The organism is Sphingomonas jaspsi DSM 18422 (assembly GCF_000585415.1).
Taxonomy (GTDB): domain Bacteria; phylum Pseudomonadota; class Alphaproteobacteria; order Sphingomonadales; family Sphingomonadaceae; genus Sphingomicrobium; species Sphingomicrobium jaspsi.
The window spans coordinates 1,717,492-1,741,970 of the sequence record NZ_KK073876.1 but is presented as its reverse complement, the minus strand read 5'-3'; the positions used below and the strand labels follow the sequence as shown (position 1 = coordinate 1,741,970).

The following is a 24,479-nucleotide window of genomic DNA, read 5'->3' as shown; positions in this document are numbered from 1 at the left end:
GCGCGCTCGCATGACCCTCGTAAAGCCCATCTCGGTCGGACCCGTGACCATCGACGCGCCCGTGATCCTGGCGCCGATGACGGGTGTCACCGACCTGCCGTTCCGCAAGATCGTCAAGCGCTACGGCGCCGGCCTGACCGTGAGCGAGATGATCGCCAGCCAGGCGATGATCCGGGAAACGCGCCAGTCCCTCCAGAAAGCCGCTTGGGACCCTAGCGAAGAGCCAGTGTCGCTCCAGCTGGCCGGCTGCACCGCCAAGGAAATGGCCGAAGCCGCAAAGCTCAACGAACAGCGCGGCGCGGCGATCATCGACATCAACATGGGCTGCCCAGTCCGCAAGGTGGTGAACGGCGATGCCGGGTCGGCGCTGATGCGCGACCTGCCGCTCGCGGCAAGCCTGATCGATGCAACGGTCAAGGCCGTGAAAGTGCCCGTGACAGTCAAGATGCGCATGGGCTGGTGCCACGAAAGCCTGAACGCACCCGAACTCGCGCGGATCGCGGAGGATTTGGGCGCGCAGATGATCACCGTCCACGGCCGGACCCGCAACCAGATGTACAAGGGCAGCGCCGACTGGGCGTTCGTCCGCAAGGTCAAGGAAGCAACCCGTTTGCCGGTCATCGTCAACGGCGACATCTGCTCGATCGAAGACGCCAGGACTGCGCTCGAACAATCCGGCGCCGACGGCGTAATGATCGGGCGCGGCGCCTACGGCAAGCCGTGGCTGCTTGGCCAGGTGATGTCCGATCTTTCGGCCGACGGCGTCAGGCCTGACCCGTCGATGGACGAACAGCTTGACGTCATCCTCGAGCAATATGACGAAATGCAGCGGCTCTACGGGAAGCAGACGGGCGTCAACCTCGCCCGAAAGCATATTGGCTGGTACACCAAGGGACTGACCGGGTCGGCCGAATTCCGCAACAAGGTCAATACGCAGGACGATCCGGACGTGGTGATCCGCATGCTCCGCGACTTTTATTCACCCTGGTTGGCAAAAAGCGCAGCCTGACCAAAACTGTGTTCTTTATGCAACGCGTCCATGCTAGGGCAGGGCCCGAATGGATGCGCAACCGGCTGATTCCAACCTATTGACCCCGGCACGGAGCTGGCTGTCGCGCAAGCGTGACAGCGGGCAGTTGTACAGCTGGGCGACGTGGATCAGCGGCGCGGTGTTGGTGTTGATCGTCGCCATCAGCTTCTCGCTGCTGGGTCGCGACGCCGAACCCGGAAGCCTTCTGACGCCCACCCAGATCGCCTTCCTGCTGGTCGCCAACCTCATTCCATCGATCGCGCTGATGGTGCTGTTGTCGCGCAAATTCGCGCTCCGCCGGGCAAGCGCGCGGGGGGTTGGGACGGGCCAGCTGCATACAAGGCTCGTCGCACTGTTCTCGATCATCGCCGCCGTGCCGACAGTGATCGTCGCGATCTTCGCGTCGCTGCTTTTCCAGGCCGGCCTTGAATTCTGGTTCTCCGACCGCGCGCGCGGCATGCTCGAAAACACGCTGGAGCTGACGCAGTCCGTCTATGACACCGAGGTCAACCGGGTCGGCGCGGAAGCGGTAGCGATGGAAACCGACCTGAACGATGTCCGCCGGCTCAATCCGATCGACACTAAGATGTTCGAAGATGCGATGGGTCTCCAGACCTATCGCCGCAACCTCAACGAATCCGCGATCATCCAGGTCGGTCCCAACGGCCAGATGACCGTCGTGCGCGGCATCCTATACTACGACGGCTTGATCGACCCGTCGCAGGTCGCAGCGGCCATGTCGCAGCTCAAGGGCAGCACCAGCGCTGCCGAGGTCATCACGCCCGGCCGCATCGCCGTGCTGGCGCCGTTCGATCGCGACCGCGGTCTCTATCTCTTCGTTGCGCGCAAGGTGACCGACGACTTCCGCAAGCAGATCGAGCAGGCGACCGGGGTTCTCGCCGACTATCGCGCCCTCGTGGACCGCAGCCGGACCAACCAGTTGCGCTTCAACGGGGCGCTATTGCTGGCCGCGCTGGTGATCGTCGCCGTTGTCATTTTCGCCGCACTGAAGCTGGCGGACCGGCTGCTTCGCCCGGTTGACGAACTGGTCGAGGCTGCGGGGCGGATCGAGGGAGGCGACCTGTCTACCCGGGTGCATGTCGTCGAGCCGTCGGACGAAATTGCGACGCTCGCAACTGCGTTCAACCGGATGACGGGGCGTCTTGAGGAACAAACCGGGGCGCTGCTCGCCGCCAACAGCCAGCTCGACACGAGGCGCGCCTTCATCGAGGCGGTCCTGTCGAGCGTCACCGCAGGCGTCATCGCCCTCGATTCGGAATGCCGAGTGCTGTTGACCAACCGCTCTGCCGAAACACTTCTCCAGCATGGCGATGCCGGAATCGAAGGCCTCAGCCTGCGCGAGGTGTCGGAAGAATTGCAGGAGTTCATGAACGGCGATGCCCGGGATGCGACCGTCCTCGTCCACTCAAACGAGGGGCAACGCACGCTAGCCGTCAAGCGCATGCGCTACGGCGACGGCTCCGTCCTGACCTTCGACGATATTACCGAGCAGCTGAGCGACCAGCGCCGCGCGGCATGGTCCGACATCGCGCGGCGTATCGCGCACGAGATCAAAAATCCGCTGACCCCGATCCAATTGGCCGCCGAACGCCTGCAGCGTCGCTATGCGGGCGAGGTGTCGAGCGATCCGGATACGTTCACCCGTCTGACCGAAACGATCGTTCGCCAAGTCGGCGATCTGCGGCGAATGGTCGACGAATTCTCCAACTTCGCGCGAATGCCAAAACCCGTATTTCGGCGGGAGAATTTGCATGAAATCGCGCGCGCTGCACTGTTCCTGCACGAAGTCGCGCATCCCGGCCTCGTCTTCACGATGGAGCCGCCCAGCGGCAATATCCCGCTGGTCTGCGATCGCCGCCAGCTCGGTCAGGCGCTGACCAACATCGTCAAGAATGCGGTCGAGGCGATCGAGGCACGCCGCAATCGCGGCGAGCGCAATGATGCGGGCGACCGGGTCGACCTGTCGATCCGCGAAGAGGGCGAGCAGTTGGTGATCGAAGTGACCGACACGGGCGTCGGCTTGCCGGAGGACCGCGAACGGCTGACCGAACCCTACATGACGACCCGCATTCGTGGCACCGGACTCGGCCTCGCGATCGTCAAGAAGATCGTCGAGGAACATCTCGGCGAGATCGCATTTCTCGATCGTGCGGGTGGCGGCACGCGAGTGCGGATCGCATTTGACGCCGCACGACTGGCCGAGTTGGCGAGCGAAGAGGATGCGCTCACCCCGAACGCCCGGCGCGGCGACGATGGCGAATATGATGAGGAGGAGCCGAGCTGATGGCCCTGGAAGTGCTGGTAGTCGACGACGAGGCCGACATTCGCGAGCTGGTATCGGGCGTTCTCGAGGACGAAGGCTATGCCGTTCGGACGGCCGGCGACAGCAACGCTGCGCTCAATGCTATCGAAGACCGGCGGCCTAGCCTGGTGCTGCTCGACGTTTGGCTCCAAGGCTCGAAGCTCGATGGGCTGCAGATCCTTGAGGAGGTCAAGCGCCGCGACCCGACGCTGCCCGTGATCATGATTTCGGGTCATGGCAACCTCGATACGGCTGTCGCCGCAATCCGCGAGGGCGCCGTCGATTTCATCGAAAAGCCGTTCAAGGCGGACAAGCTGCTGCATCTGGTCGCCCGGGCGACCGAGACCGATCGCCTGCGCCGCGAAAATGCGACTTTGCGCCAGCAGGTCGGCCAGGACGACCAGCTCGACGGCAATTCCGTTGCTATCAATACGGTCCGTGCGACGCTGAAGCGGGTCGCACCGACCGGAAGTCGCGTGATGATCACCGGCCCGGCGGGGGTGGGCAAGGAAATCGCGGCGCGCATGATCCACAACTGGAGCCCGCGGGCCGGAGCACCGTTCATCGTGCTTTCGGCGGCGATGATGAGCCCGGAGCGGATCGAGGAAGAGCTGTTCGGGAGCGAGATCGACGGGATTGGGCGCCCTGGCTTGCTGGAGCAGGCGCATGGCGGCACGCTGTTCCTGGACGAAATCGCCGACATGCCGATCACCACGCAGGCCAAGATCCTGCGCGTGTTGACCGACCAGAGCTACACCAGGGTCGGCGGGCAGCGGCCGATCAAGGTCGACGTTCGCGTGTTGTCGGCAACCTCGCGCAACCTTGCCGACGAGATTGCGGCCGGGCGGTTCCGCGAAGACCTTTATTACCGCCTCAACGTGGTGCCCGTTCGGATTCCCCCGTTGCGCGAGCGGCGCGAGGACATCCCCGAGCTTGCGACCATCTTCCTGGCCCGGTTTGCGGCGGAACGGCGGGTCGGCACGCCCAACATGTCCAAGGACGCGATTGCCGCGCTGCAGGCCCACGACTGGCCGGGCAACGTGCGGCAGCTGCGCAATATCATCGAACGCACCATGATCCTTACGCCAGGCGACCGCGTCGACTGTATTGAAGTCGACCTGCTGCCGACGGAAATAATCGACCAGCAGGCGGGCAGCAGCAGCAGCGGCGGGGGCGTGACCAGTATGGCGATCATGGGCTCCCCGCTGCGCGAGGCACGGGAAAGCTTCGAGCGCGAATACCTGAAGATCCAGATCCGTCGCTTTTCCGGAAATATCTCGCGCACCGCCAACTTTATCGGCATGGAACGCTCAGCGCTCCATCGCAAGCTTAAGGCGCTGGGCCTGGGCGACAAGCGCGATGACGAGGATTGATCGTAACGATGGCCGATAAACCGTTCAGTCTGCAGGATGCTTTCCTCAACAGCCTGCGCAAATCGAAAACGCCGGCGACGGTCTTCTTGATGAAGGGCGTCAAGCTCCAGGGTATCATTACTTGGTTCGACGCCTTTTCGCTGCTGCTGCGCCGGGACGGGGTTAGCCAGCTGATTTACAAGCATAGCGTTTCGACCATCATGCCAAGCCATGCGCCGACCGACATTCCGAAGGGAATCGGTGGGGAAGGGGCCAATGGCCGGCGACCGGCACTTCAGGACCTATTCCTCGCCGCTGCGGGCCGCGAAGCCGAACATATGACGGTCTTTCTGGTCAACGGCGTGATGCTGCAAGGCGTCGTTGCCGGGTTCGACCAGTTTTCGCTGATGCTCGAACGGGCCGGGCAGGTGCAGCTGGTCTACAAACATGCCATTTCCACCGTGCAGCCGGACAATCCGCTCGACCTCGGCAGTGCCGAACATCATGACGAGGATCCGTCCTGAGCGTTTTCAACCGTAGCGACGACAGCGGCATTGCGCGCGGCGAGCGTGCGGTGCTGGCCGTCCCCGAAAGGATCGGTTCGGCATCGCTGCGTTCGGTCGATGCGCGGATGGAGGAGGCTGCTGGTCTCGCAATGGCGATCGGGATCGAGGTCGTCGAGCGCAAGGCCTTTCGTATCAGGCAGGTTCGCCCTGCCAGCCTGTTCGGCAAGGGACAGGCCGAAGAACTTGCAGGGATCGCCGAAGCGGCCGACGCCAAGTTGCTGATCGTCGACGCCTCTTTGACCCCGGTTCAGCAGAAAACGCTGGAAGACCTCACCAAGTGCAAGGTGATCGACCGAACCGGGCTGATCCTCGAGATCTTCGGCGAACGGGCGGCGACCGCCGAAGGGCGCTTGCAGGTCGAACTGGCCCACCTCGACTATCAGGCAGGCAGGTTGGTGAGGTCTTGGACCCACCTTGAACGACAGCGCGGCGGCTTCGGCTTCCTCGGCGGGCCGGGCGAAACCCAGATAGAAGCGGACAGGCGAATGATCCGCGACCGCATGGCGCGCATTCGCAAGGAACTCGACCAGGTCAAGCGAACGCGTGGCCTTCACCGCGGGCGTAGACAGAAAGCCCCCTGGCCGGTCATCGCGCTGGTAGGTTACACCAATGCCGGAAAGTCGACGCTGTTCAATCGCATGACCCAGGCATCGGTCATGGCCGAAGACCTGCTCTTCGCGACCCTCGATCCCACCATGCGGCAGGTCAGGATCCCCGGGTTCGACAAGGCCATTCTCAGCGATACGGTGGGATTCGTGTCGGACCTGCCGACCGAATTGGTCGCGGCGTTCCGCGCCACGCTGGAAGAAGTCGCTTCGGCCGACCTCATTCTGCACGTCCGCGACGTATCGCATCCCGATACAGACGCACAGAAGGCCGACGTCGAACAGGTCCTAGGGGTTCTCGGCCTGAACGAGGAGGATTCGCCCCCTCGGCTGGAAGTATGGAACAAGATTGACGCCTTGAGCAGGCTCGACCGCAGCGAAATCGAAGGCGAATCAGACCGACGCGATGACGTCGTTGCGGTATCGGCGCTGACCGGGGAGGGGGTCGACGTCCTGCGCGACGAGATCTCACGCCTTTTGCATAGCGGTGCGCAAACGCACATCGTGCGCATTCCGGTCGCCGACGGCGGCCGATTGGCGTGGCTCCATGCGCGCGGTGAAATCGTCGATCAGCAAGTGGTGGAAGACGACACCGTCGTCACGGTAAAGCTCAGCCCCGAGAATTGGGCCCGCTTTCAGCGCCTTTAGCCGCGACCCAAAGCGCTTCCTGCTGATCCAGGCTCAATTCATCGAACCCGGGCGTGGCTTCGATCGTGCGGAACCGGCGCTCGAACTTGCGATTGGCTTTACGCAACGCCTCTTCCGGATCGACCTTAAGATGGCGTACGAAGTTCGCCACCGCGAACAGAAAGTCTCCGACTTCTTCCTCCAGCTCGGCTGGAGGCGCCTGTTCAATTTCTTCCAATTCTTCGAGAATTTTCGATTTCGGGCCGTCGATGGTCGGCCAGTCGAACCCGGTGCGCGCGGCGCGTTTCTGCAGCTTCACCGCACGCTCCAAGGCCGGAAGTGCTAAAGCGACACCCGCCAGCGCGCTCCGGTCGGGGCTTTTGGCTCGCTCTTCGGCCTTGATCGCCTCCCATAAATGATGGCCGCCATTCTCTGCGTCGCCGAAGATATGGGGGTGGCGGCGTTCCATCTTGTCGCAAATGCCGTCCAGCACGTCGTCGAGGACGAAATGGCCGGCATCTTCGGCCATTTGCGCGTGGAAGACGACCTGCAACTGCAGATCGCCAAGCTCGTCGGCCAAGGAGGTCATGTCTTGGCGATGGATGGCGTCGGCGACCTCATAAGCTTCTTCGATCGTGTACGGTGCGATCGTTTCGAAGGTCTGCACGCTGTCCCATTCGCATCCGGTTTCGGGGTCGCGCAGCCGGCGCATGATTGACTGAAGCCGTTCAAGGGTCATATCGCGGATATGAAGGAGCTGAAGGGGCTTTTCCACCCCCACAGCACGTTAGAGTGTGAGTATGATAATATGTATTATGTTAATTTGAAAACTAAAGCAACTCTGCTCATCCCTCAAGGACCAGCCATCGTCCCTCGACGCCCCAGCGATTGAGCGACGACAGGAAATTCATTCCGAGCACGTTGAGTTCGTCGCGGTCAGCAATATGGAGTTGCATGTTGCTACGCTGGATAGGTCCAATTGCCAGCGTCTCGGCCCGCCCGCGCGACACTTCAACGACGCCGTTGCCGGTAAGCACGACCTGGTTTCGTTCGGTGCTTACAGCAACGCCGGCCTCACCGGCGGCCATACGGCCGATCGTGGTGACCGTGGCGCCGCTGTCGACCAGGAATCGGATCGGCACGCCGTTGATGCGAGCGTCGACGTAGAAATGGCCGTCGATCGCCTGCGGAATTCTCACCTGACGGCCCTTGAGAACCGGCTCGCCCGTCACCTCGCTCCTGATCCGCTGGGCAAACAGCCCCATTTCGTCGCGGAAGGTGAACATGACGAAGCCGCCGCCGAATATGGACAGCCACGCCAGCAAGAAGGTCAGGTTCCTGGCCCATGGTTCGCGGCGGGTCATCAGCGCCCCGAACACCAACATGATCGCCATCAGGACATAGAGCCCGCCAAGCATCAGGTCGTTGGTCATGGCTTCATGATCAATTGGCGACCTTCCACGCGCCATGACGTCAGCGACGACAGGAAATTCATCCCGATAACATTCGCGGAGTCCTGCTCGTTGATCATCACGCCAAGCCCCGGCCGCTCGATGTTCCCGACTTTTAGGTCGGCGTCGGCCAGCCGCATCCCGATGGTGCCGTTCGCCGTTTCCACCAATGCCTTGCGGGTCGTTCCTTCGATGCCCAGTTGATCCGCCAGTTCACCAGAAATGGTGGTCGTCGTGGCACCGCTATCGATAAGGAAACGCACGTCTTTGCCATTGACGGTAGCGTTGGTCCAGAAATGGCCGTCCTCGGCCATCTGCACCCTCACCTCCCCGCCCTCAACCGTCGACGTGCCCAGTAGCTCGCTCTTCATTCGCTGCCCGACCATTGTGAATTCGCTACGGAATGAGAGAAGGCCGAAAACCAGCGTGAAGATGCCGATCCAGGCCAGCGCCATCTTTGCCGTCTGGGCCAGGGGCAGACGGCGGGCGGCAAGCCCGCTGCCGACCAAAACCAAGCATAATAAGGTAGTGAGAAGATACGGACCGTCGGCGTCACTCATTACAGTACGATCTCCTGCCCATCGAAGGCCGGCTCCGCCCAGTCGGGCAACTCGGCCGACAAGGTGGCATAATCCATGCTCTTGTCCATATGGGTAAGCAATAGTCGGCCCACGCCCAGCTCCCTTGCCCAGCCGAGCACCGCATCAAGATGCGCATGGGTGGGATGCGGCGTCCTTCGCAGGCAATCGCAAATCCAAACATCAACGTTTTGATAAAGGGACAACATTTCGTCCGTCATTGCGTGAAAATCGATCGAGTAGGCAAGAGAACGCCCCTCCTCGTCCGCCCTAACGCCCATCGATGTTATACCGCCGTGCGGCTGATCGGCGAAACGCAGGAGCGCATTGCCGAGCATTTGCGTTTCGCCAGCCTCAACGGCGCGCAAGACTGCCGGATAAAGCTCGCTTCCGCGAAACGCGTAACCGAACCGCCGAGCCAGTCGGTCAAGGACGTCGGCCCGAGCGACCAAAGGAATGGCATCACCGACGTGGTAGGCGACCTGTCGAAGCTCGTCGATGCCGTGGCAATGATCGGCATGGTCATGCGTAACGATGACCGCAGCCAGCCTGGCGACATCGGCGTCGAGCAACTGCTGCCGGCAATCGGGTCCGCAATCGACCAGCATCCGTTGCCCGTTGCTCTCGATCATGATCGACGATCGGGTTCGGCGGTTTTTAGGCTCGGTCGGATCGCAATCGCCCCAGTCGTTCCCGATCCGCGGCACACCCGACGATGTCCCGCAACCGAGAATACGGATCCTCACGCGGTGGTTTTCCGGAACAGCGATCGGAAGTTGGCACTGGTTGCTGCGGTCAGTTCATCGAGGGGCTCATCGCGCAAATCGGACAGGAAAGCCGCCGTGTCTGCGACATAGGCCGGCTCGCAAACCTTGCCGCGATGCGGAACGGGCGCCACGAACGGACTGTCGGTTTCGACCAACAGCCGGTCCGCAGGAATGAATTTCGCGGTTTCCTGCAAATCTTTCGCGCTTTTGAAGGTGACGATCCCGGACAGCGAAATGTAGAAACCGAGGTCCAGCGCCGTCCGCGCGAGGCCGGCACTGCCGGTAAAGCAGTGGAGGACCCCCGACACGCCGCCCTTGCCAACTTCGCGCGTCAGCATGTCGGCAGTGTCGTCCTCGGCATCGCGCGTATGCACGACGAGCGGCAGGCCAGTCGCTCGCGCCGCGTCGATATGCGCCTGGAAGCGCTCGCGCTGGGCCGTGCGATCCGACTTGTCGTAATAATAGTCGAGGCCGCATTCGCCGATCGCCACCACTTTCGGGTGCGCCGCCGCGTCGACCAGCGCAGCGGCGCCGAGGTCCGGATGCGCGTCCGCCTCGTGCGGATGGACGCCGACCGTGGCCCAGACATCGGGATTACGTTCTGCCGTGGCGATGATCGCGGCCCATTCGCGCTGCCGCGTCGAGATGTTGAGGAAGCCGTCGACGCCACGCGTACGCGCCGCTGCAAGCACCTCATGCTGGCGTTCGACGAGACCTTCGTAGTTGAGATGGCAATGGCTGTCGATCAGGCCCACGCTTACGCCTCCCCGCTCAATTCCAGCCGCGGGAAAAGACCCTTTGGCTGTTCGAGCCGAAATTCGCTTTCAGCCAGCGGTGAATACCAATGGGTGGCGATCGCATCATACGTTCGCAATTCGTCGGCAATGCCCATCTGATCGAGCAGTCGGCCTGAGCTCTCGGGAATGATCGGGGCGATGGCGACCGCGAGCTGGGCGATACAAATGTAGAGCGTACCCAACACCGTCTCCATCCGCGCGACGTCGGTCTTCCTGAGCGCCCAGGGCGCTTGCGCATCAATGTAAGCGTTGCAGGCAAAAACGGCTGAAATCCAGGCTTCGGCCGCCTGTGACAAGGCAAAGTCTGCAAAAGCCGTGCGCATCGTCTTGGACACCGCTGTCCCGACTGTATCGAACAGCGCCTGGTCTTCGTCGGTGTGCCCGTGAATCCGAGGCAAGGCGCCGTCACAGTTTTTGAAAATCTGGCTGAGGGTGCGCTGCGCAAGGTTGCCGAAGCTGTTGGCCAGCTCGGCATTGACGCGGTTGACGATCGCCTCCTCGCTGTAGCTGCCGTCCTGTCCGAAGCTGATTTCTCGAAGCAGGAAATAGCGCAGCTGGTCGACGCCGAAGCGCTCCGCCAGCGCCATCGGATCGACGACGTTGCCCAGCGATTTCGACATTTTCTCGCCCTTGGCGAGCAGGAAACCGTGGCCGAACACCTGTTTCGGCAAAGGCAGGTTGGCGGACATCAGGAACGCCGGCCAGTAGACGGTATGGAAGCGAACGATGTCCTTGCCGATGAGGTGGACATCGGCCGGCCAGAAGCGCGCCCAATCCCCTTCCCTGTCGGGAAAGCCGACGCCGGTCATGTAGGTCGTCAGGGCATCGACCCAGACATACATGACGTGGCCGTCGCTACCCGGCACAGGCACGCCCCAGTCGAAGCTGGTGCGCGACACGCTGAGATCCTTCAGCCCGCCCTCGACGAACCGGACCACCTCATTTCGTCGGCTTTCCGGTCGAATGAAGTTCGGATGGTCGCGATAGAGCGCCAGCAATTTGTCCTGATATTTGGAAAGGCGGAAAAACCAGGTTTCCTCGGTCGTCCATTCGACCGGTGTTCCCTGCGGCGACAATTTGGCACCGTCTGCGCCGTCGATCAGTTCGCTTTCGTCGTAAAACGCTTCGTCACGGACCGAATACCAGCCCTCATAACGGTCGAGGTAGAGATCGCCATTCACTTCCATCGCCTCCCACAGGGCGACGCTCGCCGCCTTGTGCCGCGGTTCGGTGGTGCGAACGAAGGCATCATAGCTGATGTTGAGATCATCGCACATCTGCCGGAAATAGCCCGACATTTCGTCGGCGTAGGCCAAGGTTTCGGCCCCCGCCGCACGGGCCGTCTGAACCATCTTCAGGCCATGCTCGTCGGTTCCGGTGACCAATCGGACATCGCGACCCTTGGCGCGCTGGAACCGCGCCATGGCGTCCGCGGCGATGGCTTCATAGGCATGGCCGATATGGGGCTTGCCGTTGGGATAGCTGATGGCGGTCGTGATGTAGAAGGGTTCGGACATGCCAGCGCCCTAGCCGCCCTGTCCTAAGGCTTCAAGGCGACGGATGCCAGCACACCGCCCAATTGGAAGATGGTGAAGGAGGGATCGAGCGACAGGCGCGGCGCGATCGCTACCAGTTCCCGGGCCTTGGCATAGGCATCGAGCGCCCGCCCCCTTACCTCCCCTTCGGCTGCAATCGCTTCGCGGGCGATCAGACCGGGAACGAGGGTTATGAAAGCAGCGTAGCGGTCCGCCGAGGCTTTGCCGCCTAGGGTCGCGGCCATCCTTGATCGCAGCGCATTGTCACGATCGCCATTGCGCATGATGGCAACGGCGTCCGCTTCGAGCACCGCAAGGTCGAGCTCGCCGATTTCCTTGGCGCGGCCCGGCGAGCCCTGAGCGAATTCAACCAGCGCATCGATCTTTTCAGCGCTGTCCTGCGGATTCCAGCCACTTACGATCGACGTCATGACGTCATCCGGCAAGGGCGCGAAATCCAGTCGGCGGCATCGAGAGCGGATCGTCGGCAACAGGCGGCCGGGTGCGTGACTAACGAGAAGGAAGATTGTGTTGGCGGGCGGTTCCTCAAGCATCTTGAGAAGCGCATTGGCCGCCGACGCTTCAAGATCGTCGGCACTGTCAATCACGATGACGCGCCACGGACTGAGCGACGGCGTGACCGCCAACATGTCGCCCAGCGACCGGATCTGTTCGACGCTGATGTTTCGCGCCAACCCGCCGGTCGGGCGCTCGAGCCTTTCCAGCAGGCGAAAGTCGGGGTGACTGCCAGCCGCCAGCAAGCGGGCAATCGGATGATCGGGCGGCGTGTCTATCCCTGGAAGATCGAAGGGACTCGCGCCTTCGGCAAGGATCCGTCGGGCTGCGGCCATGGCGAAGGTCGCCTTGCCCACGCCCTTGGGCCCGGTCAGCAACCAGCTGTGATGCAGTCGCCGCGTCCGCCAGGCGGTGGCGAACTGATCGACATTGTCGTCATGGCCCAGGATCACGGCAGCAGGTCGGCCAAGGCATAAAGCAGGCGCGCGGTTACGGTGGCCTGGCTGCCGCTGGCGTCGACCAGTCGAACGCGCTCCGGCTCCTTGGTCGCCATCGCCTTGAACCCTGCGTCGACCGCGGCATGATAGCTGGGCGGTCGCGACCCTATGCGGTCCCCGGCATTGCCGTCTCTCACGCGGGCACGCGTTGCGCCCTCGCTTTCGCCAATTTCCAGCACAAGTGTGCGGTCGGGAAGGAAATCCAGGCTGCCGAAGCGGTGCAAATCCCGGACCGCTTCGATCCCCAACCCGCCGGCTTCACCCTGATAGGCAAGCGAACTGTCGAGGAAACGGTCACTGAGTACCCATTCGCCGCGGTCGAGCGCGGGCCTGATCGTCTTTTCGACGTGATCGGACCGAGCGGCGGCGAACAGCAGCGCTTCGGCCCTGGGGTTCCAGCGGTTTTCATCGCCTTCCAGGAGCAGTTTGCGGATCGCTTCGGCGCCGGGGCTGCCGCCGGGCTCACGGGTCACCACGACGGCCAGCCCACGGCCGCGCAGGGCCTCTGCAAGCGCTTCGAGCTGCGTCGACTTGCCGGCGCCCTCCCCGCCTTCAAGACTGATGAACCGTCCCCGCGCCATGACCGATCAGGCCAGCCCGACCAACTGTTTGAGCCCAAGCCAGGCGCGGCCGAGGAACCCGGCTTCTCCAACGGCGTCGGCGGCAACGAGCGGCGTAATCTGTTCGCCTTGCGGCGTCATGACAACCAGGTCGGCGATATGCTGCCCCTTGGCGATCGGAGCCTTGACCGGCCCCTTGTATCGCACCTTCATGCCGCTGACCTTGGAAAGCATTCCTGCGGGGATCGTGACGGCCAAATCGCGCGGCGCAACGAGGCCGACCTCGCTGGAACTGCCCAGCTGGACCTTGGCCGAGCCGACCGATGCGCCCGCCTTGAACAGCGGCTTGGTCTGCCACGCATTGAAACCCCATTCCATCAGTCGCACCGATTCCTGGATGCGCCCGTTGAAACTGTCGATCCCGGCGACCACCATGATCAGGCGGCGGCCATTTTGCTCCGCGGACCCGGTGAACCCGTAGCCCGCTTCTTCGGTGTGGCCCGTCTTGAGGCCGTCGGCACCGGCCACGCGACCGAGCAGCGGATTGCGGTTAGCCTGGGTGATGTCGCTGCCCGATCCCAGCGTCTTGCCCCAGGTGAAGCTCGTCTGGCTGTAGAATTGCTTGTACAGCTTGGGGTGGTTTTCGATTTCCGCGCGGGCCAGGGTCGCGAGGTCGCGGGCGGTGACGTATGTCCGCCCTTCGTCCGGCCAGCCATTGGCGGTGCCGAACTGGCTATTGGTCAGGCCGAGCCGCTTGGCATTTTCATTCATGATGTTGGTGAAGGCCTGTTCGGTCCCCGCGATACATTCGGCCAGGACCACCGACGCGTCGTTGCCCGACAGCGTGACGATACCATGCAGCAGGTTTTCCACGCTGACCTGCTCGTTCGGCGACAGGAACATCGTCGACCCGGCCGCAGGGCCATGCCATTTCTGCCACGTTTCCGGGCGAACCGTGCACATCTTGTCGAGCTTCAATTCGCCCCGGTCAATCAATTCGAATGCCACGTTGGTGGTCATCATCTTGGCCATGGAAGCCGGGGGCATGCGCACGTCGGCATTCTTGTCGAGGAGGACCGCACCCGATGAAAGGTCCATCAGGAATGCCACCTTCGCACTGGTATCGAACGTCGGAGTGCCGACGGCGGTCGCGCCGAAGGTCGGCTGCTGCGCGGCCTGTTGCGAGGCGGACGGCGCCGCCAGCGCAATCAGGGAAACGGCGGAAAAACTGGCGATAAGGCGAAGGGCCAAGGTCATGAACTCCGTGGAACGAGCGGGTGGGAATCGGACTGGAGACTACTATCGCGGAGCGGCCATTAGCCTGCAATGGCGTCGGCAAGCAGGCCGACCGAAAGCGCGTAAAAATTGGAGCAATTATAATCTAGGATGGCGCGATAATTGGTCGTCAGCAGATAGGCGGTCGCATTCGGCCCGTCGGGCTCTAACAAGGTAGCCATCTCGGCGTCGGGTATCGTGCGGCCCACCGCCTGCACCCCCAAGGCCCGCCACTCGGCGAACGTCTTCCATTGGCTGTGACGTCGATAGACCGCTTCGCAACGCGGGGCGGTTACGCGGGTGACAATCGCGGCGCGATTGAGGCTCGACGGTACCCGGACCGGTATTCCCCAATGCACGTTTGGCTTCCAACCCGCATCGCGCAGATAGGCCGCGATCGATGCCAGTCCGTCAAGTTCGCTCGACCAGATGTTGGCGCGGCCGTCGCCGTCGCCGTCGGTCGCCAAGCGGAGGACGGTGGACGGCATGAACTGGGGATAGCCCGTCGCCCCTGCCCAGCTACCCTTTAACCGGCTTCGCGGCGTGCCCTTGTCGACGAGCTGCAGGGCAGCGACGAATTCGCCTTCGAACAGATCGCGCCGCCGCCCTTCGTAGGCCAAGGTTGCCAACGCATCGAGCAGGTCGAAACCGCCGGTAACCGCGCCATAGCTGGTTTCATGTCCATAAATGGCCATCAGCACTTGCGGTTCGACACCGTATCGCCGCTCGATCGCGGACAATTGTGCCCAGTTGTTTCGGAATCTGGCCTGACCGCGCCGGATCAAATCGGCGGTGACATGTTCCCGTCGGTAAGGAGCGAACGGCGGGATTGCATTTGGATTGTTGACTCCGCCCGGCTGGGCGCGATCGAGCCGGATGACCCGCTCGTTAAGCGACAGGAACGGAATGGTCGACTGGATCGTCGCCTCGCGAACGCCGGCCTGGCGCGAAACTGCGATGAGTCTCTGCTTGTAGGCGGCAAAACCGTTCAAGCTTGCTGTCGGCGGACTGACTGCCGGCTGCAAAATCGATTGCTGGGGGACAGGCTGGACACGCACCTCGGGAAGTGGTGCCAGCGGATCGGTCTGCGCGATCGAGACTGAAGACCAGACACCGCTAACCACTACGATGGCCGCCAACATGCTACGCTTACAATGTTTCCCCATGGCGTGGATCGTAGCGAGGGTTTCGGAAGGCTGATACCCTTTCCGTCCTATTGCCCACACGATTGGTCCGCTCAAACTCGGAGCATCAAGGCGTAATGGAGCGGTCGAACTTTGGAAGGCCATCCTGCGCGGTGATGCGCGCCAGCCATGCTCCTGCCACTGCCAGTTCGCCAGACAGGCGCTCGCGGTCCGCTTCGGCCCTGCGGCGACGGGTTTCGCTGTCGAACGGCTGTGACGGATTTTTGGAGTAGCTGCCAAGCGCAGCGGCATTGGTCGTCGGATCGACACCGTGAAGACCAAGGTGCGAAGCTACCGCAGCGGCCGTTGCCAGCGGATCCTGAAAAAGCAGCTCGGCATCCAGCGCGGCGGCGGCGGGATTGGCGTCCATGAACCCGCGGTAGAGCTGCATCTGTGCCAACCAGAGCGAGGCGGCCCGTTCGGCATCGACATCGGACAAGGGCGCGCCAAGGATGCTCTCGATCATGGCGCGGAAGGTCGATGTGATATTCGTCAGCCACGACCGATGGTTGTCCGTGCGCAGTATGGCGGTCAGATAGTCCGGCCAATCCAGATACAGCAGGACGGCCGGCGAATTCGGCTGGACCTTCGCGACGAGGTCGAGACAGAAATTGACCGGGACGTTGGCCTTGATAACGACCGTTTCCGCAGGGTCGAACGTGCGCGACGACAATCGGTGGGCCAGGCCGAAACGTCGCTCGACCGCATCGACGGCCATTCCCTGCCCCCGCGCGATTCCGACCTGGCGAAGTGCCGGCGGTTCTCGCAGGACAAGCGACCGGCCCGGCTGGTCGAGAAGGTTGGCGAGCAGCGTCGAACCGCAATGGGCGACATGAAATATCCAGCGCGGCGAGCCTGTCGCGGCCCCACTCGATACGCCTATCAGAGGTGCCAGTGGCAATTCGAGAATTTCCGGGCGCTTCGTGACCAGACGCCGGTCGAGGAAGAGCGACTGGCGGTAATCGTCGCGGTCCATCCTGACGAATTGCGCGCGGTCCTGCCCCATGCCCAGGCAATGATAGTCTGGCGAGGCGAAGATCTGGCTGGCATCCGGCGACATGCGATCGCTATAGGGATGTCGATCGAGCGATGCCAACGCGCGGAGTGAAAGTCCCTTCAGCTGCCATGTCGAACTATTCCGTAACGCCGCCGACCCATGCTTTTCCGATGGTAAGGATTGCGGCCGACGCGGACACGGCCCTCGAAGCAGTTCGGAAGGACGAAATTTTGGATCTGTTCCGTGAGCATGGCGCGGTCCTGCTTCGCGGCTTTACGACCTCACTTGATGGATTCGGTGCGTTCGCCCGCGATTTTTGCCCGGTCCCGGTCTTCAATGAGAGCGGAAAGCGGATCGTCCTGGATGGCGCCTCGGGGGTTCAGTCGGTCAACCTCGGCAACAAGCCCTTCCCGCTCCATCCCGAACTGTCCCGCGAACCGTGGCGTCCCGACGCCGCCTTCTTCTATTGCGCAACGCCGCCGTCGTCGGGCGGCCAAACTACGATTTGCGACGGCATCGAAATCGTCAGGCAGCTTCCGGAAACGATGCGCGCGGAAATGGAAGGCCGACGCATCCGCTATGCCGTTCCCGCAACGGCCGCCGATCTGCAATATTGGCTCGGCGCCACCAACCCCGATGACGCGCTTCTGGCCGACCCGCCCGCCCAATGCCCTTTCACCTTCGAATGGCACGGCGGCCAGTTGATGCGCTGCTTCACCCGTCCCTTGCTCCAGCCCTCGCGCTTCCAGGGCGAGTTGGCGTGGGGCAATTTCATCCTTTTCACCCGCTATCTGCGCGGTGTGAAAACCTATCCGGTGATGGACGATTGGAGCCTGGTGCCCGACCGCTGGGTCGAAGAAGTCAAACGGGTCAGCGATCGCCTGACGGTTCCGGTGGGATGGCACGCCAACGACATCGTGATGCTCGACAACAGCCGGTTCATGCATGGCCGTACCGAAATCGTGCCGGGCGACGGGCGCAGGATCGCAACCTATTTCGGCTATCTCGATGGCGTTGCACCCGATCCGGAAGAACCCCCGGCGCCCCCGTGGCGACGGGAAGGTTTCATGCCCCCGCAACTGGCAATGCGCGCGCAGTAGCGCACCCAAAGGCCGCTTGCCTTGCCCGGGTCAGTCGAATAGGCGCTCGGACTGCCGTCTACGACAGCGCGCGGAGAGGTGGCCGAGTGGTTTAAGGCAGCGGTCTTGAAAACCGCCGTGGGTGCAAGCTCACCGTGGGTTCGAATCCCACCCTCTCCGCCAGACCGCCGTTCGTCGAACCGTCCACCCCATTGCGGTTGCCCCAGTCGGCTGGACGACAGCGGTCCGCCTCCCGTCTAACCGTTCGTCGAACCGTCGAAAGCGATTGGCACGGCCCCGTAATTGAAGCGACCAGCGGCGCTCAACCAAGGGGAACTCCATGCGTACCATCCTCGTGTCGGCCTGCTCGCTGATTGCCATTGTCTCTGCCACGCCGGCTTTGGCGCAGGACGCCACCCAACTGGTGACCGAGGTCGGCCGCGCGACGATCTACCAGCAAGGCTATTTCACCGCTTATTCGCCCACCAACGCGCTGGAAATCGCACAACATGTGCCCGGCTTCACCCTCGATCTGGGCAACAGCGACGTCCGCGGCTTCGCGGCGGCGGCGGGAAATGTGGTCATCAACGGGGCAAGGCCGAGCAGCAAGAGCGAGAGCCTGGAGACGGTGCTTCGCCGGATACCGGCCAAGCGGGTCAGCCGGGTCGAGGTACAACCCGGCGACCTATACGGCTCGGATTATGCGGGTCGGTCGCAAGTCCTCAACATCGTCATGTCCGAAGAGGGCGGCTTCGATGCGACCGTCACCAGCTTCATACGGCATCGCTACCCCGACAAATGGCTCGGAGACGTAAGCGGGACGGCATTGTGGAAAAAAGGCGATGTCTCGTTCAACGTGGCCGCCGGGACGCAGACCAACGACAGCCAGGAAGAAGGCTACGACCTTGTCTCCACTGTCGACGGCATGCCGCTGGAATATCGTCGGAAACATAATGATCAGCGCGACCGCGCCCCATATGCTTCGGCGAACTTTGCCTGGGAGCAAGCCCCCGATCGATCGATCCGCGCCAACATTCGATACCAGCACGGACCCTATCTGCTGAAGCAGCGAAATCACGTCACGCCCACGGACGGCCCGGCGCATGACGACAGCCTGGTGCTCGACTATCTCAACAACACATTTGAAATTGGCGGGGACATTACGCGGCCGTTACTTGGCGGCGCGGTCAAGCTGGTTGGCCTCGCCACTCGCGCCGAGCGCGACAATTTCGACGCCTACTACGGCAACGACCCGGCAGGTGTGCTGGTCGGCGGATTCGAACAGCGAACCAAGGCCCAGCGCGACGAATCGATCGGTCGCCTGTCGTGGACCCGCTCCAACCTGGCCGGATTTAACGTCGAGCTTGGCGCGGAATATGTCTACAATGTCCTCGACAACGACCTGCGCCTCGACCTTATCGAGGACGATGGCACCCGGACGCCGATCGATCTCCCGATTGCGCAGGCCAAGGTCAGCGAGAAGCGCGGCCAGTTCTTCGCCAATGTCGGCCACCCGATTACATCGACGCTGCGGGCCGACGCGACTTTGGCCTATGAAACGTCCAGCCTGAAGGTGCGCGGCGATGCAACGGCAGATCGGTCGCTGTCCTTTTTCAAACCCGGCCTGACGCTGGACTGGCGATTGAAGTCCGGTCTTCACGCCCAGGCATCGCTGAAGCGGACCGTCGCCCAGCTCGACTTCTACGACTTCGTCAGTTCCGCTGAACTCACCAGCGACCGCGTCAACGGTGGCAACGCCAACCTGCTGCCGCAGCGCGCGTGGGAAGCGCGGCTGACCGTCCAAAAGCCGATCCTCGGCGACGGCCTTGCCAAGGTCGAGCTTGGCCTCGACAGGATCTCGCTATTGCAGGACCGCATCCTTACCGACGACGGTTTCGACGCCCCCGGCAATATCGGATCGGGACGCCGCAAATTCGCGGCTTTGACGCTTGACGCCCCACTCGCTTCGATCGGCATCAAGGGCGCGCGCGTCAAATTCTTCGGCAGGATCCAGGACACTAAGGTAGACGACCCCGTCAGCGGCTCTTCCCGCGCCTTCTCAGGCTTCTGGCCGAAATGGGAATGGAATGCGGAATATCGTCACGACCTCGGCAAATTCGCCTACGGGATGGCACTGTTCGACCGCAGCGAATTCTGTTTCTACCGGGTCGACGAGGTCGACTGCAATTTCAACGACAAGGTCTACACCACGGCCTTTGTCGAATATCGCCCTACCGCCAAGACCACCCTGACCTTCGACGTCGACAATGCGACCAGCACCCACGGCCAGCGCCGACGGACGTTCTCCTTCCCCGACCGCTCCGCCGACCCGTCGCTGGTCGAGTTCCGCGATCGCAACAATCACCGGGCCTTCACGCTGACGATCAAGCAGCAGTTCGGCTGAGGGTGGCGCTCGCCCGCGCAAGCGGCTAAAGGCGCGCCAACCTCAATCTGAGCACCGGAGATATCTTCGTGGGCGAGCCCAAAATCCTGCCGTTCGACTGGTCCGATCCGTTCGACCTCAACCACCAGCTGACCGACGAAGAGCGGATGGTCCGCGACACGGCCGAGTCCTACTGCCAGGAAAATCTCCAGCCGCGCGTCACCGAAGCGTATCTCAACGAGAATTTCGATCGCGAGATCATGCGCGAGATGGGCCAGCTAGGCCTGCTCGGCGCGACCGTGTCGCCCGAATATGGTGGCGCCGGCCTCGGCTATGTCAGCTACGGCCTGATCGCCCGCGCGGTGGAGCGCGTTGACAGCGGCTATCGCTCGGCCTGCTCGGTCCAGTCGAGCCTCGTGATGCACCCGATCAACGCCTATGGTTCGGAAGAGCAGAAGCGGAAATATCTGCCCGGTCTCGCGTCGGGCGAACTGGTCGGCTGTTTCGGCCTCACCGAACCCGACGCCGGTTCCGATCCGGGCGGGATGCGCACCCGTGCCGAAAAGATCGAGGGCGGTTACCGCCTTCGCGGCTCGAAGATGTGGATCACCAATTCTCCCATCGCCGACGTGTTCGTCGTCTGGGCCAAGTCCGAAGCCCATGGCGGCGCAATCCGCGGCTTCGTGCTGGAAAAGGGCATGAAGGGGCTGAGCGCGCCCAAGATCAAGGAGAAGCTGTCGCTTCGCGCCTCGATCACCGGCGAGATCGTCATGGACGGCGTGGAAGTCGGCGAAGACGCGATTTTCCCGGAAATTTCTGGCCTCAAAGGTCCGTTCGGCTGCCTTAACCGCGCCCGCTACGGTATCGGCTGGGGCTCGATGGGCGCCGCCGAGGCATGCTACGCCGCCGCGCGCCAATACACGCTCGACCGGCACCAGTTCGGTCGTCCCCTCGCCTCCAACCAGCTGGTGCAGCTCAAACTCGCCAACATGGTCACTGAAATCACGCTGGGCCTGCAGGCAGCGCTGCGCGTCGGCCGGCGGATGGACGACGGCGAACTGATCCCCGAGACCATCAGCATGATCAAGCGCAACAACTGCGGCAAAGCGCTAGACATAGCCCGCATCGCCCGCGACATGCATGGCGGCAACGGCATTTCGGCCGAATTCCAGGTCATGCGCCACGCCGCAAACCTGGAAACTGTCAACACCTACGAAGGCACCCACGACGTCCACGCGCTGATCATCGGCCGCGCGATTACCGGGATTGCCGCTTTCTAGTCTCGATGAACCTGCTATGCTCCCCCAATACAGTGGGGGAGTAGAAGCATGACCTTGTTGATCATCATCGGCGTCGTCGTCGTCTTGGCGCTGGTTTTCCTGACTGCGATCTACAACCGCCTCGTGCGCCTGCGGCAGCTGGTGAAAGAAGCGTTCAGCGGCATCACAGTCCAGCTGCGCCGCCGCGCCGACCTCATCCCAAACCTCGTCGAAACGGTGAAGGGTTATGCGACCCACGAGCGTGAGACCTTCGACGCGATCAGCAAGGCGCGCGGCGCGCTGACCGGCGCCAGCGGGGTGGCCGCCACCGCAGCCGCCGACGCGCAGATGACCGGCCTTATCGGCCGTCTGTTCGCCGTGGCGGAGGCTTATCCGGAGCTCAAGGCCAGCGCCAACTTCCAGCAGCTGCAGGGCGAGCTCAGCAGCATCGAAGGCGAACTGCAGGGCGCGCGCCGCTATTACAACGCGACCGCCCGCGACCTGAACACATCGATCGCGACCTTCCCCAATGTGCTGATCGCCGGTCCGATGGGCTTTGGCAGTGAGCCTTATTACGAAGACGCCGATCCGACGATCCAGAGCGCACCCAAGATCGACTTCAACGCAGGCTAAGCTGAATGCGCCTGATCGCCGCGCTGGTCGCGCTCCTCGCCTTCGCCTCTGCGCCGGCGAGCGCGGACGAGCGGATAACGTCGTACGATAGCCGGATCGCGATCCAGCCCGACGGCTCCATCGACGTCACCGAAACGATCGACGTCAACGTCGAAAACGTCCAGATCAACCACGGCATCTATCGCGACTTCCCGACCCGTTACAAAGGCAAGCATGGTGAGCGGATCAGGGTCGGATTCGACCTGGCGGGGACCCAGCTCGACGGACGGGACGAGCCCTACAAGGTCGAATCGATCGGCAACGGCGTCCGGATCAAGATCGGGTCGGCGGACCGCATCGTGCCCATTGGCGCGCATCGCTACGTCATCCATTACCGCGCAACCCGCATGCTTGGCCGGTTCGATCAATACGACGAACTGTACTGGAACGTCACCGGCAACGGCTGGATCTTCCCGATCGACCGAGCCTCGGCGACCATCACCCTCCCCAAGCCCGCGAGCTTTACGCAGGCAGCCGCCTACACGGGTCGGCAAGGCGACAACACTGGTCATTCACGGGTGTCGAGCCAGACCGCGCAATCGATCAGCTTCGTCACGACCAGTCCGCTGGGGTCAAACGAGGGCCTGACGGTTGCCGCAGGCTTTCCCAAGGGCGTGGTGGCCGATGCCGACGCGTCAACGAAGCTGGGCTGGTGGCTGAGCGACGTGGCACCGCCCGGAATCGCCGTCGCCGGCCTAATCGCACTGGTGGCCTTCCTCTTCAACGCTTACCGCCGCGCTGGGCGCGACCCCGAGGCCGGTACGGTCGTGCCGATCTTCTCGCCCCCCGACGGGCTCAGCCCCGCGGCGATGCGCTACGTCCTGAAGCAGAAGTTCGACAATCGCGGGTTCGCAGCCGCTCTCGTCCAGGCGGCAGTCAAAGGTCATGTGAAGATCGAGGAAGAGTCGGCGCTGCTGGGCCTCAGCCGTAGACGCTACATCGTTGGAACATCGTCTCCCAACGCGCAGCTGCTCGACGATGCCGAGCACGCCGCGATCACCAGGCTGGTCGGCCCCGGCGAGCGGCTGGAGATGGACAATCAGAACCACGCCACCTTTTCGGCGGCGAGCAACATCATGTCCGATCGCTTCGACGAACGCTTCGCCGGCAAGCTGTTCAACCGCAATCTTGGCTGGGCGTTTGCCGCGCTGGTCGTCTGGGGCTTGGCGGTTGTCCTGACCGCCGACGCGATCGCCTATGGCGACGGGATCATTCCCGCGTCCTTCGCCCTCGCCCCTGCCCTGCTCCTGATCGGCGCGTTGGTGCTGTGGAAATTCCTGCCGCAATCCTCCGGCGGCGGCTGCGTGGCGAAGGCATTGCCCTACGTCGTCGGCGCCATCGCGCTCGTCATCGGCTTTCCGTTGCTGCCGATGGCGCTTTCGACGGGCAACTGGATCCCGCTCGGCATTACTTTCCTCGGGCTGCCGCTCGCGCTCAGCACCTTTGCCTGGATCGACGCCCCGACCAAGGAAGGCCGCGCCGTGCTCGACCGCATCGCCGGCTTCAAACAATATCTTTCCGTGACCGAGCGCGAACGGCTCGACCGAATGCATGCGCCTCAAGACAGCATCGAGTTGTTCGAGAAATACCTTCCCTATGCGATCGCGCTCGACGTGGAGAACCGCTGGGCCGACCGTTTCGCCAGTACGCTGGCCGCAGCTTCGGCGGTAGCCACGGCATCGGGCAGCCAGCCGTTCATGTGGTACAGCGGAAACTACGACCCTTGGTCCGATACCGGCGGCTTCGTCAATTCGCTCGGAAGCTCGCTCAGCAGCACGATCTCGTCGGCCTCGACCGCTCCGGGCTCGTCGAGCGGTTCGGGTGGAGGGGGATTTTCGGGCGGCGGCGGCGGTGGTGGCGGCGGCGGGGGCTGGTAATCAGCCCCTTGCCGGACGCTTCAGCACCAGCGTCGGATCGTCATGGTAGGTGGTCATGTTGTGCCGCTCGAACCCCAGCCGCTCGGCCAGCTTCAACGACGGCGCATTTTTTGGCGAGATGATTGCCCAGACAGGCGTGGGCTGCAGCGTCGAGTCTACCCAGTCCAGCACGGCCCGACATGCTTCGGACGCATAGCCCTGACCATGAACGTCAGGCGCAAAGATCCAGCCCATTTCCGGTTCATTGCCGAATTCGGGTTTCAGGTCGCGCCATGCGGTGAAAACGCTGATGGTGCCGATGATCCGCTGGTCCTCCTTGCGGACAATGGCCCAGCCTCCGAACCCCATCAGCTGCCACATGCCGACGGTCGCGGCGAGGCGCCGCCAAGTGTCTTCCTTGCTCAGCCCCTTGCCGCCGATGAAGGTCATCGTCGCATCGTCGCCAACGATCGCAAAATGGCCGTCGAGATCGTCGCGAGTATAGCCCCGAATCAACAACCGCTCGGTCTCCAGCGTCGGAGCCGAGCGGTGCTGCGTAACCATCGAAGA

General features: G+C 62.9%; 22 protein-coding genes and 1 tRNA gene. 11 read left to right on the top strand and 12 right to left on the bottom strand.

The annotated features are described in order from the left end of the window. The first annotated feature begins 10 nt into the window (after positions 1-10). Genes dusB through hflX form a run of 5 tightly spaced genes read left to right on the top strand, consistent with a single transcriptional unit; the run spans position 11 to position 6,524 of the window. A complete protein-coding gene (dusB, locus tag G570_RS08965; RefSeq protein ID WP_037501420.1) occupies positions 11-1,009 on the top strand; it encodes a tRNA dihydrouridine synthase DusB in 999 nt (332 codons plus the stop codon). Between the two features lie 49 nt (positions 1,010-1,058). Beyond that, entirely contained in the window at positions 1,059-3,335 is a 2,277-nt protein-coding gene (locus tag G570_RS08960) for a sensor histidine kinase NtrY-like (protein WP_084607639.1), read from the top strand. Further along, complete coding sequence (gene ntrX / locus G570_RS08955; protein ID WP_037501417.1) at positions 3,335-4,726, top strand: nitrogen assimilation response regulator NtrX; 1,392 nt, start codon at positions 3,335-3,337, stop codon at positions 4,724-4,726. Before G570_RS08960 ends, ntrX begins: the two co-directional genes overlap by 1 nt. Positions 4,727-4,734: 8 nt before the next feature. Beyond that, complete coding sequence (hfq, locus tag G570_RS08950) at positions 4,735-5,229, top strand: RNA chaperone Hfq (protein WP_037501413.1); 495 nt, start codon at positions 4,735-4,737, stop codon at positions 5,227-5,229. Further along, entirely contained in the window at positions 5,226-6,524 is a 1,299-nt protein-coding gene (gene hflX / locus G570_RS08945; RefSeq protein WP_037501410.1) for a GTPase HflX, read from the top strand. The genes hfq and hflX overlap by 4 nt, the downstream gene beginning before the upstream one ends. Here the strand turns inward: hflX and mazG are convergent. From mazG to G570_RS08890, 11 genes are all read right to left on the bottom strand, one after another. Further along, a complete protein-coding gene (mazG, locus tag G570_RS08940) occupies positions 6,487-7,242 on the bottom strand; it encodes a nucleoside triphosphate pyrophosphohydrolase (protein WP_037504033.1) in 756 nt (251 codons plus the stop codon). The two genes, hflX and mazG, sit on opposite strands and share 38 nt — an antisense overlap. 106 nt (positions 7,243-7,348) lie before the next feature. Next, positions 7,349-7,936 (bottom strand): retropepsin-like aspartic protease family protein, encoded by a 588-nt coding sequence (locus G570_RS08935; RefSeq protein ID WP_037501407.1) that lies wholly within the window; start codon positions 7,934-7,936, stop codon positions 7,349-7,351. Further along, complete coding sequence (locus tag G570_RS08930) at positions 7,933-8,514, bottom strand: retropepsin-like aspartic protease family protein (RefSeq protein WP_084607637.1); 582 nt, start codon at positions 8,512-8,514, stop codon at positions 7,933-7,935. The genes G570_RS08935 and G570_RS08930 overlap by 4 nt, the downstream gene beginning before the upstream one ends. Continuing rightward, the gene (locus tag G570_RS08925) at positions 8,514-9,278 is read right to left on the bottom strand and encodes an MBL fold metallo-hydrolase (protein WP_037501404.1); all 765 of its coding nucleotides are present in this window, start codon (positions 9,276-9,278) and stop codon (positions 8,514-8,516) included. Before G570_RS08925 ends, G570_RS08930 begins: the two co-directional genes overlap by 1 nt. Further along, complete coding sequence (locus tag G570_RS08920) at positions 9,275-10,054, bottom strand: TatD family hydrolase (protein WP_084607636.1); 780 nt, start codon at positions 10,052-10,054, stop codon at positions 9,275-9,277. Before G570_RS08920 ends, G570_RS08925 begins: the two co-directional genes overlap by 4 nt. Before the next feature lie 2 nt (positions 10,055-10,056). After that, on the bottom strand, positions 10,057-11,613 hold the full coding sequence (gene metG / locus G570_RS08915) for a methionine--tRNA ligase (protein ID WP_037501401.1): 1,557 nt from the start codon (positions 11,611-11,613) through the stop codon (positions 10,057-10,059). A 23-nt stretch (positions 11,614-11,636) separates the two neighbouring features. Further along, the gene (locus tag G570_RS08910) at positions 11,637-12,599 is read right to left on the bottom strand and encodes a DNA polymerase III subunit delta' (protein ID WP_037501398.1); all 963 of its coding nucleotides are present in this window, start codon (positions 12,597-12,599) and stop codon (positions 11,637-11,639) included. Then, complete coding sequence (gene tmk / locus G570_RS08905; RefSeq protein WP_037501394.1) at positions 12,596-13,225, bottom strand: dTMP kinase; 630 nt, start codon at positions 13,223-13,225, stop codon at positions 12,596-12,598. Before tmk ends, G570_RS08910 begins: the two co-directional genes overlap by 4 nt. 6 nt (positions 13,226-13,231) lie before the next feature. Further along, a complete protein-coding gene (locus tag G570_RS08900) occupies positions 13,232-14,461 on the bottom strand; it encodes a D-alanyl-D-alanine carboxypeptidase family protein (RefSeq protein ID WP_037501391.1) in 1,230 nt (409 codons plus the stop codon). A gap of 59 nt (positions 14,462-14,520) precedes the next feature. Then, complete coding sequence (locus G570_RS08895) at positions 14,521-15,471, bottom strand: lytic murein transglycosylase (protein WP_245600275.1); 951 nt, start codon at positions 15,469-15,471, stop codon at positions 14,521-14,523. A 259-nt stretch (positions 15,472-15,730) separates the two neighbouring features. Then, entirely contained in the window at positions 15,731-16,723 is a 993-nt protein-coding gene (locus G570_RS08890; protein WP_156930409.1) for a hypothetical protein, read from the bottom strand. Positions 16,724-16,752: 29 nt separating this feature from the next. On the opposite strand from G570_RS08890, the gene G570_RS08885 reads away from it, so the two are divergent. The 6 genes from G570_RS08885 to G570_RS08860 all read left to right on the top strand — a co-directional run bounded on the left by G570_RS08885 (position 16,753) and on the right by G570_RS08860 (position 23,930). Then, positions 16,753-17,760 (top strand): TauD/TfdA family dioxygenase, encoded by a 1,008-nt coding sequence (locus G570_RS08885; protein ID WP_084607633.1) that lies wholly within the window; start codon positions 16,753-16,755, stop codon positions 17,758-17,760. 72 nt (positions 17,761-17,832) lie between these two features. Continuing rightward, positions 17,833-17,922: transfer RNA gene (locus tag G570_RS08880), tRNA-Ser, on the top strand. A 157-nt stretch (positions 17,923-18,079) separates the two neighbouring features. Further along, positions 18,080-20,143, top strand: a complete 2,064-nt coding sequence (locus tag G570_RS08875) for a TonB-dependent receptor (RefSeq protein WP_037501382.1) — start codon at positions 18,080-18,082, stop codon at positions 20,141-20,143. Between the two features lie 68 nt (positions 20,144-20,211). Next, positions 20,212-21,402, top strand: coding sequence for an acyl-CoA dehydrogenase (locus G570_RS08870; RefSeq protein WP_245600274.1), 1,191 nt, complete (start codon positions 20,212-20,214; stop codon positions 21,400-21,402). Positions 21,403-21,450: 48 nt separating this feature from the next. Further along, positions 21,451-22,014 carry a LemA family protein gene (locus G570_RS08865; RefSeq protein ID WP_037501376.1) on the top strand — a complete coding sequence of 188 codons (564 nt, stop codon included), beginning with the start codon at positions 21,451-21,453 and terminating at the stop codon, positions 22,012-22,014. Between the two features lie 5 nt (positions 22,015-22,019). Further along, positions 22,020-23,930: a DUF2207 domain-containing protein gene (locus G570_RS08860; RefSeq protein WP_037501373.1), complete on the top strand. Its 1,911-nt coding sequence runs from the start codon at positions 22,020-22,022 to the stop codon at positions 23,928-23,930. Here G570_RS08860 and G570_RS08855 read toward each other — a convergent pair whose 3' ends face one another. Further along, positions 23,931-24,473 carry a GNAT family N-acetyltransferase gene (locus tag G570_RS08855; RefSeq protein WP_037501370.1) on the bottom strand — a complete coding sequence of 181 codons (543 nt, stop codon included), beginning with the start codon at positions 24,471-24,473 and terminating at the stop codon, positions 23,931-23,933. Positions 24,474-24,479: the final 6 nt, after the last annotated feature.